Annotated in this window: 9 protein-coding genes; all 9 read right to left on the minus strand. The window is 55.4% G+C overall.

Annotated elements, in window-relative coordinates; all coding sequences use genetic code 11:
- Positions 1 to 13 precede the first annotated feature (13 nt).
- On the minus strand, positions 14 to 940 hold the full coding sequence (locus H8B09_RS22665; RefSeq protein WP_191205866.1) for an ABC transporter permease: 927 nt from the start codon (positions 938 to 940) through the stop codon (positions 14 to 16).
- 18 nt (positions 941 to 958) lie between these two features.
- On the minus strand, positions 959 to 2,629 hold the full coding sequence (locus H8B09_RS22670; RefSeq protein WP_191205867.1) for an ABC transporter substrate-binding protein: 1,671 nt from the start codon (positions 2,627 to 2,629) through the stop codon (positions 959 to 961).
- An 18-nt stretch (positions 2,630 to 2,647) separates the two neighbouring features.
- Positions 2,648 to 4,000, minus strand: coding sequence for an LLM class flavin-dependent oxidoreductase (locus tag H8B09_RS22675; RefSeq protein ID WP_191205868.1), 1,353 nt, complete (start codon positions 3,998 to 4,000; stop codon positions 2,648 to 2,650).
- A gap of 300 nt (positions 4,001 to 4,300) precedes the next feature.
- Positions 4,301 to 5,656: an LLM class flavin-dependent oxidoreductase gene (locus H8B09_RS22680; RefSeq protein ID WP_191205869.1), complete on the minus strand. Its 1,356-nt coding sequence runs from the start codon at positions 5,654 to 5,656 to the stop codon at positions 4,301 to 4,303.
- 282 nt (positions 5,657 to 5,938) lie between these two features.
- A complete protein-coding gene (locus tag H8B09_RS22685) occupies positions 5,939 to 7,195 on the minus strand; it encodes a M20 metallopeptidase family protein (protein WP_224753895.1) in 1,257 nt (418 codons plus the stop codon).
- A gap of 2 nt (positions 7,196 to 7,197) precedes the next feature.
- A complete protein-coding gene (locus H8B09_RS22690) occupies positions 7,198 to 8,526 on the minus strand; it encodes an LLM class flavin-dependent oxidoreductase (protein WP_191205870.1) in 1,329 nt (442 codons plus the stop codon).
- Complete coding sequence (locus H8B09_RS22695) at positions 8,526 to 9,167, minus strand: DinB family protein (RefSeq protein WP_191205871.1); 642 nt, start codon at positions 9,165 to 9,167, stop codon at positions 8,526 to 8,528. Before H8B09_RS22695 ends, H8B09_RS22690 begins: the two co-directional genes overlap by 1 nt.
- A 15-nt stretch (positions 9,168 to 9,182) precedes the next feature.
- Positions 9,183 to 10,361, minus strand: coding sequence for an N-methyl-L-tryptophan oxidase (gene solA, locus H8B09_RS22700; protein ID WP_191205872.1), 1,179 nt, complete (start codon positions 10,359 to 10,361; stop codon positions 9,183 to 9,185).
- Positions 10,358 to 11,566 carry an amidohydrolase gene (locus H8B09_RS22705; RefSeq protein ID WP_191205873.1) on the minus strand — a complete coding sequence of 403 codons (1,209 nt, stop codon included), beginning with the start codon at positions 11,564 to 11,566 and terminating at the stop codon, positions 10,358 to 10,360. The genes solA and H8B09_RS22705 overlap by 4 nt, the downstream gene beginning before the upstream one ends.
- Positions 11,567 to 11,598: the final 32 nt, after the last annotated feature.

Raw genomic sequence — 11,598 nt, forward strand, 5'->3', positions numbered from 1 at the left:
CTCATCTCCTTTCTTATGTCGAACGCCGTACCCTCGGATCGATGAACGTATACGACAGATCGACAAGCGTATTCACGATCACATAAACGAACGCAGAGAAAAATATAACGCCTTGCACCACAGGAAGATCCTTGGCCATCAACGCGTCAGCGATGATGCGTCCGATTCCTTGGCGCGAGAATACAGTCTCAATGACAACCGTTCCAGCCAGCATCTCGCCGACTAACATGCCGATCATCGTAATGGCAGGGATCAGCGCATTGCGAAGCGCATGTTTATACATAACAGCACGTTCGGTTAATCCTTTGGATCGTAATGTGAGGATGAAATGCTCATCGATAATGTCCAGCATGCTGCTCCTGACCATCCGAACGATGAAGCCCGCACCGACCAAGCCAAGCGCAATGGCTGGCAGCACGAGCGTTCGCCAGCCGTCCGAGCCCATCGCGGGGAACCAGCCCAGCTTCAAGCTGAGCAGCACAATGAGCAGAATGCCCGACCAGAAGGTTGGCATCGAGATGCCGAACAAACCAACGACTCGGGCAATCAGATCGATTGGACGGTTGCGATGAATGGCCGACAGGACGCCAAGCACAAGGCCAACCGTAACGGCGACGAACGAGCTTGCAGCTGTCAGCGCCAGCGTAGCCGGGAAGCTGTCGAGTATTTTGCCCAACACGGATTCGGAATTCATAAGAGATTGACCGAAGTCACCGCGCAGCATATGGCTGAAATATCGAGCAAATTGGATATAGAAGGGCTGGTCGACTCCAAGCTGATGCCGCAGGTTCGCCACCATCTCCGGCGTAGCGATCGACGGATCGACAATCGTGTCCGTCGGGTCGCCTGGCAGAACATACAGGATGGCAAACACTAGAATGAGTGAACCGACAATTACGAGCACGGAAGAGAACAGTCGTCTTGCAAGTACACCTGCCATCCTATTAGGCTCCTTCCTTTACTTCTTAATTGAAGCTGAGTTGAAGATCGGATAACCAAGCGTATCGAACACGATACCCTGTACAGAACGATCTGCTGCCACCGTATACGGGAATACATAGATCGGCAGAATGACCGCCTGGTCGATTAGGTAATGCTGAATTTGTTTGTAAATATCCGCACGCTTCGCATCGTCCTTCTCGACTAGCCCTTGTTCGAGCAGCTTGTCGATGGCTGGATCCGACAGACGCGACAACGTCTTCTTGCCATTAGGAGCCGGCGTATGGTAGAACGCATACAGTGCGTTCGGATCCGAGTTAACTTGGCTGTTGCCATAGATATCATAGGCGCCGTTCGTATTCACGACGGTACGGACATCCTTCGTAATCTCGACTTCAACAGAGATGCCGACCGCCTTCAACTGCTGCTGGATAATGACGGCGATATCATTGCGTTTCTCGCGGTTCGGCGTTCCATCCACGTAATGAATCGTCAGCTTCTTGCCGTCCTTCTCACGAATGCCGTCTGCGCCCTTCACCCAGCCAAGCTCGTCGAGCAGCGCATTCGCCTTCTCGAGATCCGGCTTCACGCCATTCTCAAGCGAAGAATCGTAACCGAACGTTCCCGGCGAAAGCGGGGACCACGCACGTTCATAGGTGCCTAGGTAGAGCGTCTTCACTATGCTGTCTACGTCGACTGCCAGCTGTACCGCCTGTCTTGCCTTCGCATCGTTCCATGGCGGACGTTCTTCATTGAAGAACAGCGTATACGGCAGACCGACCGTGTTCGCCCCAAGCAATTGAATCTTCTTATCATCCTTAAGCGCAACGATATTCTGAGGCGGCACCGTCTCTGCCGCCAGCACCTGACCGCTCTGCACGCTGCCGATGCGGGTCGCTTCCTCCGGAATGATTTTGAACGTGATGCCGTCCAGATAAGGTGTGCCCTTGTTGTCTACAGTTTCAGGCGCCCAATTGTAATCAGGGTTGCGCTCAACCTCAATGTCTGCGTTCTGATTCCACTTCACGAACTTGAATGGCCCTGAACCAACAGGGTTCAGTCCGAACTGATCGCCATACTTCTTCGCAGCCGTAGGCGATACAATCCCTAGCAGCGCTTGGCTTAAGTTGCCTAGAAACGCCCGAGACGGCGTCGATAGATTGAGCTTAATCGTATAATCGTCAATGATTTCGGATGATTCATACGGTGCGATAAGCGCAACCGCATTGGCTGCTTTGGTCGCAGGATCGAGAATCCGATCGTAGCTGTATTTGACCGCTTCAGCATTGAATGGCGTTCCGTCTTGGAATTTCACATCTTGGCGCAGCTTGAACGTGTAGCTCTTGCCGTCATCAGATACGGTCCATGATGTAGCAAGCCACGGCTTGATCGTATTATCGGGCAGTTGAACAACAAGCGAATCGTAAATCGTGCGGATAACGCGCACAGCAACAGCCAAGCCGCTGCGATGAGGATCAAGCGAATCAGGCGAAGTAGCCAGCGCGTAGGTCAGCTCTCCCCCTTGCACCGCGGTGGACGTCGATGCGCTCTCCGTGTTCGTTGTATTAGCAGACTGCGCCGGATCAGCGGCGCTCGGCTCTTTGTCCTTATTGGATCCGCACGCCGCCAGCACCAATGCGAGAACAAGCAGTACGGCAGCGGATTGAATGAATGGTTTTCTTCGGCTCATAGGAATGCTCCTTATCGGTTAATTAACAGCTGCACCCGTCTGTTTGCGGGCTGCCGCATAGCGGTTCTCTGGAATTGGAAGGCCAAGGTTGCCGCGAAGCGTATCCGCTTCGTACTCCGTACGGAACACGCCGCGTTCTTGCAAGATTGGAACGACCAAGTCAACGAAATCATCCAAGCTTCCAGGCAGGCCAGACCCGATGATAAAGCCATCCGCCGCTTCTTCCTCGAACCATTCTTGCACCAGATCGGCAATACGCTCCGGCGTGCCAATGAATGCGGTGCGAGGCGTTGCCGCTTGGAGCGCCACTTCGCGGAGCGTTAAATTCAGTTCCTTCGCGCGCTGCTTGATACGATCCGTTCCGCTGCGGAAGCTGTTCGAGCCTAGATCGCCGAGTTCCGGGAATGGCGCATCCAGCTCATATTGCGAGAAGTCATGATGCTCGAAGAAACGGCCTAGATAATCAAGCGCATTCTCGATCGTAACGAGACTTACAATTTCCTGATATTTCGCTTCTGCTTCCTCCTGCGTGCTGCCGATGATCGGACCGATGCCTGGGAAAATCAGCGTATGATCAGGGTTACGCCCTTCCTTCGCCACCCGCTCCTTCACATCGCGGTAGAACGCTTGCGCTTCCTCCAGCGTCTCATGACCCGTGAATACAGCATCCGCCGTCTTCGCCGCCAGATTGCGGCCGCTTTCCGATGAGCCTGCCTGGAAGATCACCGGTTGACCTTGCTTCGAACGCGCGATGTTCAGCGGACCTTGTACAGCGAAGAACTCGCCTTTATGGTTGAGACGGTGCAGCTTCTCAGGATCGAAGAATACACCGCTTTCCTTGTCGCGAATAAAGGCGTCGTCCTCCCATGAATCCCACAGCCCCTTGGCTACATGGAGGTATTCCTCTGCGATCTGATACCGCTTGGAATGCTCAGGGTGCGGTTTGCCGCCGAAATTAAGCGCGCTTCCTTCCAATGGCGACGTAACAACGTTCCAGCCAGCACGGCCGCCGCTAATATGATCGATGGATGAGAACTGGCGCGATACCGTGAACGGTTCGCTATATGATGTAGACAATGTACCAACCAGCCCGATATGCTCCGTAACTGTCGCAAGCGCGGACAAGATGGTGATCGGCTCGAAGCGATTCAGGAAGTGAGGAATCGATTTCTCCGTGATATACAATCCATCTGCGATAAACACTAGATCGAACTTGCCAGCCTCCGCCTTCTGCGCCTGCTGTTTATAGAAGCCGATATTAACGCTCGCATCCGATGGAATATTGGGATGTCTCCAGCCCGATGTGCCCCCGCCTACACCATGGATAATTGCGCCTAACTTGAGTTCACGTTTCTTCGATTTGTTCGCCATGTTTATGAACACCTCTTATGGTTTATTTGAAATAATCTCCGTTAACGGAGTAAATATTATATTCCCCTATCTGTTTAGTAGGAATTAACCTTGGCAATACTCTATCACCCCGATTTGGTCCGCACAATGCATTATCGATCTCTTCTATAGACAGTTCGCGATGATCTATCGGATAAGCTGCCGCAAGCCCCCCGCCATATTAAAAAGGACTTGATTACCGGGTAGGTAAATCAAGTCCCAGGTTATTCCACCCGATTGCAGGATGACCATTCGGCTTCATTATTCCGAATTCAACAGCTCTTAGTTCACTGCTGCTGCGCCCGCCTGCTTCCGAACTGTCGCATAACGATTCTCCGGCACTGGAATGCCCAGGTTACCGCGCAGTGTGTCCGCTTCGTATTCCGTACGGAATAGGCCGCGCTCTTGCAAAATCGGCACAACCAAGTTCACCCAATCATCCAAACCGCCCGGATAGCTCGACATGATAATGAAGCCATCCGCGCCTTCCTCCTCGAACCACTGCTGCACCAGATTTGCCACATGCTCCGGTGTGCCGATGAATGCGTTGCGCGGCGTCACCGACTGCAGCGCAACCTCTCGGAGCGTCAAATTGTGCTCCTTCGCGCGTTGTTTGATGCGATCCGTCGTGCTTCGGAAGCTGTTCGAGCCGAAATCGCCCAGATCCGGGAACGGCGCATCCAGCTCGTATTGCGAGAAGTCATGATGTTCGAAGAACCGGCCCAGATAGTCGAGTGCATTCTCGATCGTCACGAGGCTCGCGATTTGCTGATACTTGGCTTCCGCTTCCTCCTGCGTACGACCGATGATCGGACCGATGCCTGGGAAAATCAGCGTGTGATTCGGATTGCGTCCTTCCTTCGCCACCCGCTCCTTCACATCGCGGTAGAACGCCTGCGCTTCCTCCAGCGTCTCGTGTCCTGTGAATACGGCGTCTGCCGTCTTCGCTGCCAGATTGCGGCCGCTGTCCGACGAGCCTGCCTGGAAGATCACCGGCTGACCTTGCTTCGAACGCGCGATGTTCAGCGGACCCTGCACGGCGAAGAACTCGCCTTTATGATTAAGACGGTGCAGCTTCTCAGGATCGAAGAAGACGCCGCTCTCCTTATCTCGGATGAACGCGTCATCCTCCCATGAATCCCACAACCCCTTCGCTACCTCCAAATATTCTTCTGCGATCCGATAGCGGTCAGGATGCGAAGGGTGCGGCTTGCCGCCGAAATTAAGCGCGCTTCCTTCCAGCGGAGACGTTACGACGTTCCAGCCGGCACGCCCGCCGCTAATGTGGTCGATCGAGGCGAATTGGCGCGCTACGGTGAACGGTTCGCTGTACGAGGTGGACAGCGTGCCGACCAGCCCGATCCGACTCGTCACGGTGCCCAGCGCCGACAAAATCGTGATCGGCTCGAACCGGTTCAGGAAGTGCGGAATCGATTTCTCCGTAATGTATAAGCCGTCCGCGATGAATACGAAATCGAACTTGCCTTCCTCTGCTTTCTGCGCCTGCTGCTTGTAGAAACCGATATTGACGCTTGCATCGGAAGGGATGTCAGGATGTCTCCAGCCCGATGTGCCCCCGCCTACACCGTGAATAGCAACCCCTAGTCTGAGTATTCGTTTATTCCCCTTGTTTGACATGATCATGCACCTCATTGTTTCAATTTTATAAGCTCAGCGGAGCGGAACGAATCTTATATTAACCTAGCTGTTTAGTGCGAATTTATCTTGCAATACTTTACCATTCGAGTTTCGACTGCACAATGCGTTATCAATCTCTTCTATGGAGCGTTAGCGATAATCTATCGGATAAGCTCGACAAGCCTTCGGCGTCTCTTATCGCTGCCATTTGAATTGAATTAAAGAACCCAAAAAACCAGCCAGATCACTCTGGCTGGTCTATTCGAACATCGTGTTTCATCTTTATTGTCCGTCCACGACGAGGTGAACAAGCAGCTTCACCCCGTGCGTCAGCACGGATTCGTCCAGATTGAACCGCGGGCGGTGCAGTCCGTCGGTAATGCCCTGCTCGGCGTTGCCGCAGCCGAGCAGAATGAATGCGCCCGGCACGCGTTCGAGATACCAACCGAAATCCTCGCCCGCAAGACTTGGCGCATCCAACTGCAGCATACGGCTTCGTCCTACTATTGCAGCCCCGCTACGAATGACTTCCCGTACTGCCTCTGCATCATTGACGACGGCAATGCCTTCGCGAAACGACAGCTCATAAGAGCCGCCATACGACAGCGATACTGCCTGCGCATGGCGATGCAGTCCCTCCGTAATCGCAGCTACTGTCTCCTTGCTGAATGCGCGGAACGTACCCGAGATGACGCTTCGTTCTGCGATCGCATTGATCACCGTTCCCGCCTGAACCGTCCCGAACGCAAGCACCGCCGATTCGGTTGGATCGACACCATGCGCCATTAGGCCATTGATCGCCTGAATGTATGCCGCTGTCATCTGAATCGCGTCGACAGCGAGATGCGGCGTGCTATGATGACCGTTCTTCCCTTGCAGCGTTACATGAAAATGCGAAGAAGCCGCCATCGCATAACGCTCGTGAATGCCGATCGTTCCCGCGGCAAGCTCCGGCCACACATGCAGCGCATAACATCGATCGACACCGTCCAGTATGCCTGCTTCAATCATGTCTCGCCCGCCCGAGAGCAGCCGTCCATCCAGCGGACTTGGCAGCGCGCCTTCCTCCGCAGGCTGGAAGACGAAGCGGATTTCACCCGCCCAGTGGTCCCGATGAGCAGCAAGCGTCTTCGCGGCGCCAAGCAGCATTGCCGTATGCGCGTCATGCCCGCAAGCATGCATCACGCCATCGACTTCGGATCGATAGTCGATCTCATTCAGCTCTTGGATCGGCAGCGCATCCATGTCTGCGCGCAGCAGAATCGTCCTTCCGCCCGGCAGCGACCCGCGCAGCGTACCGACCACGCCTTTGCCGAAATGCGGACCAACGCCTGTCACGACATGCAGCCCCCACTCCTCCAGCAACCCCGCTACGATACTCGCTGTGCGGTCCGTGCTGTACAGCAGTTCAGGATGCCCATGCAGATCCCGCCGAATAGCAACAAGCTCTTCGTGAAGGGAATCTGCGAAATTCAGCATACTGCGGAGCGCCTGCGCTTCCTCCCACCCGGCAGCCTCGATTGTCTCCCGTAAACTCAAGCTCACACCCGCTCGGCCGACTTCGCATAGCGATTCTCTGGAATCGGCAATCCAAGATTGCCGCGCAGCGTATCGCCTTCATACTCGGTACGGAACAGCCCGCGCGCCTGCAGAATCGGCACTACTTGCTCAATGAAATCTTCGAGACCGTGCGGTACCGACGACCCGACCATGAAGCCGTCTGCAGCACCCGCTTCGAACCATTCCTGTACTTTATCCGCCACCTGCTCCGGCGTGCCGATGAAAGCAGGACGCGGCGTCGCAACAGTTAGCGCCACTTGGCGCAGCGTTAAACCCTTCTCCTTCGCAACCGATTTGATGCGATCCGTTGTGCTCTGGAAGCTGTTGCGTCCAAGATCACCAAGGTCAGGGAATGGCGCATCCAGCTCATATTGCGAGAAATCATGATGCTCGAAGTAACGGCCAAGATAAAGAAGCGCATTCTCAGGCGATACGAGTTCGACGACCTCCTGGTATTTGCGTTCAGCTTCTTCCTCCGTGCTGCCGATTACCGGACCGATGCCCGGGAATACAAGAACTTCGTCCGCATTCCGTCCGAAACCTGCCGCACGGCGCTTCACATCCTGGTAGAACGCGATTGCTTCTTCGACCGTCTCATGTCCCGTGAAGATCGCATCCGCATGCTTCGCCGCATAATCCTTCCCAACCTCTGAGGAGCCCGCTTGGAAAATAACCGGATGGCCCTGCTTCGAACGAGCGATGTTCAACGGCCCTTTGACCGAGAAGAACTCGCCTTCATGATTCAGCGCATGCAGTTTCGCCGGATCGAAGAATACGCCGGACGCCTTATCGCGCACGAACGCATCGTCCTCCCATGAATCCCATAGACCGCGCGTCACTTCCAAATACTCCGTCGCAATCCGATACCGCTTGGCATGATCGGGATGCTCTTTCTTGCCGAAGTTCAGCGCGGAGCCCTCGAGAGGCGAAGTCACGATATTCCAGCCGGCGCGTCCGCCGCTGATCGTATCAAGCGATCCGAATTGGCGCGCAACCGTGAAAGGTTCGCTATAAGACGTCGACAAAGTGCCGACGAGTCCTATCTTCTTGCTGACCGCAGCAAGTGCGCTAAGAATCGTCAGAGGCTCGAAACGGTTCAAGAAGTGAGGAATCGATTTCTCGTTAATATATAAACCGTCGGCAATAAACACGAGGTCAAACTTGCTGCCCTCCGCTTTCTCCACCCACGATTTGTACAGTTCAAAATTAACGCTGGCATCAGACTGAATCTCCGGATGCCGCCATAAGGACGTGCTGCTGCCGACGCCGTGCAGCATAGCGCCCAGCTTCAATTGTTTGCGCTGTGCCATTAGACATTCCCTCCTTGCGCGGATGCCGGCGCGACGGAGCACGAAGACGCGGCAGGAGATGCCGACGATATCGAGCAAGAGGATGAGGAATCTGTTGCGGGCACTGAACTAATCGAGCAGGATGATCCCGAAGCAGCCGTCTCAGTAAGCGAGGCCTCCGATGATGCCGCAACGTCTTGATTCCGATAGGCGTTCTTGATGCGTTCGATCTGTCCGATATGGTGATGGACATGATTCGTAAACCCGCGCACAATATCGCGAACGCGAACGGTCTCGCCTTTGAAATTCACGCCTGTCTTATCCCAGTCCTGCTCGTTCAATCGCGCAAACAGCAGTCCGTTATATTGAACAAGCGACCAGAAGAGCGCGAGTATGTCATCTGCATTGCCATCGTTCGAGTGCTGACCAGCGACCCATTGGTCCTGATCAAAAGCCGGCAGTCGTGCCTGCGTACCCGCCAGAATATCACGAATGCGGAACGATACGACGATATTGTGATCGGCGAGATGAGCGAGCACTTCCGTTACGCTCCATTTGGCCTCCGTCTGCTTCCATTTCAGTTCTTCCTCGCTTAATCCGGCAATCGCCTGGGTCAGCTGAAGATGCGTATCCAGATACGCTTGAATGTTCACTTCACTCATTTCGTTTCCCTCCAATTAAGTATGGCTTGCCGATGACACCGGCGACGAGAATCGTGCCAGCGAGAACGTGCGAATATCTGTCGCTGCTGGCTTAATCCCTTGTACAAGGTCCGACAACAGCTCGCCCACAGCGCTTGAAAACTTAAATCCATGGCCGGAGAAGCCCCCGGCTATGTAAACATGTCGATGCTCTGGATGATGATCGATGATAAAGCCTTCATCCGGCGTCAGCTCGTATTTGCAAACGGCGCCTCGCAGCAATCTGCCTTCAGCAGCAGGCATAAACGCCCTTAGCGCCGCACGCAGATCATCTTCATCCTCCGCGTAAGCGCCGAATGGAGCCGCCGCCTCACCAGGCTGCCAAGCAGCCCCGCCATCGTGGCGACCGATCTTAACTCCCGCTCCGCCAATGCTAGGGAAGCCATAGAAACCGCCAAGCGATGACCCAAACGTAAAACCAGGAAACCGTCCGGCATCATAATCATTGCCCTGCGTATCAAACCATCCGACAACCTTCCGAACCGCTCGAATCGGCAGCTGTACGAACGGAGCAAGCGTGCTGAACCAAGCGCCTGCGCTTAAGATCGCGCTTCCCGCATCATAATCGCCTTGCGCCGTATGAACCGTCACGCTGCCTTCGCGAGCGGTAATTCCCGTCACCGCTGTATTCACAAGCAGCTCGGCGCCATGCGCCAATGCAAGGGAACGATAAGCAGCAACACATCGCTCGCTGTACAGATAGCCGGCATTCGGCTCATACATTGCCTCGAATCGATCAGGCAGCGTCAACCCCGCCCATCGATGCCGAATTTCATCGGCATTCAGCAGTTCGGTCGCGACGCCCAGCTTCTCAGCATCATCCGACCGACCGCGGAACGAATACAGCTCGGAGTCCGCTATATTCAGCACGCCGGACCGCTCCAGCAGCTTCACGCCTGTCAGCGCTTCGGCTTCTTCCCACAGCTGCTGTGCTCGCAGCGCAAGCTTAATATAGCTCTCGCCTCCGCTGTAAGCATGCCGAATGAGCCGCGGCTCGCCATGATGGCTGCCTTCGTTATGCGGCGGATCAAATGCATCGATCAGCAGTGTCCGCAAACCGCTGGCTGCCAGATGATAACCAGCACTCATTCCCATCGAGCCGGCGCCAACAATCACAACATCATAGATAGACGTCGCGGCTTCCGATCCACTCATCCGAGCACCGCTCCTTCGCCAGAGCCCACAACAGCTGCGTCCTGGGCAGCAAGCCCTGCCAGTGCACGAACCGCAATGCCAGCGAAGAAATCAGCTGCGATCGGCAGCGCGCGTTCATCTAGATCGAAGGCCGGGTGATGCCACTCATGCGGACCTTCGGTGCCGAGGAACACGAACAGCCCAGGCACATGCTGCTGGTAAACGGCGAAATCTTCACCAGCAGGCGATGGCACAGGCACAATCGGGAGCAAACCAAGCTCTTCAGCTTCCTTCCATGCCAGTGCGGCAAGCGCCTCGTCGTTGCTTACCGGCGGCGGCCCTTCGATCCAACGGACCGAAGCTTTCGTATCGAACGCCGCTGCTACGCCTTGAACAACTTGATCGAATCGCCTCAGTACAAGGCGCCGCACCTCTTCATCGAACGTGCGGACCGTGCCATCCAGCACGGCTTTCTCCGGAATAATGTTCCATGCCGTTCCGCTGTGAAGCTTCGTCACGCTGATGACCGCGCTGTCCAGCGCATTCACATTGCGACTGACGATCGACTGCAGCGCCGTCACGATATGCGCTGCCGTAACGATCGGATCATTGCCAGCTGATGGTACTGCAGCATGCGAACCTTTGCCTTCCACTTCGACCACGAAGCCATCAGCCGCAGCCATAAGCGGCCCGCCCTTGATGCCGATCGTCCCGATGGGCAGATCCGGTTTATTGTGCAAACCGAAGACAGCCCGAACGCCTTCCAGCGCACCGCTCTCTACGACGCGCCGCGCGCCAGCCGCCTTCTCTTCAGCTGGTTGGAACAACAGCCGCACCGTCCCAGTCAGCTCCGCTTCCCGCGCCTTCAACAAATACGCTGCGCCTAAGATTGACGCAGTATGGAAATCGTGGCCGCAGGCATGCATCACGCCTGGGATAGCGGAAGCGAAGGGCAGTTCGGTCTCCTCCTGAATCGGAAGTGCATCGATATCCGCACGCAGCGCGATAATCGGGCCGCCGTTCTGTCCTCCGATCTCCGCAACAATGCCGGTGCGCAGCGGATAATCGGCGATTCGGATATCGGCTGCTTCAAGCCATCGCCGTATGCGGGCCGTCGTCTCGAATTCCTCGTTCGACAGCTCCGGGTAGCGATGCAGCTCTCTGCGAATGTCGCTTAGTCGACTTGCCAGCGACGCCGCGCTAAGAAGCTCTTGTTCGTTACTCATCCGTGCGCCTCCCTCTCCAAACCAATACTCTG

The organism is Paenibacillus terricola, assembly GCF_014779765.1.
GTDB classification, from domain to species: domain Bacteria; phylum Bacillota; class Bacilli; order Paenibacillales; family Paenibacillaceae; genus Paenibacillus_T; species Paenibacillus_T terricola.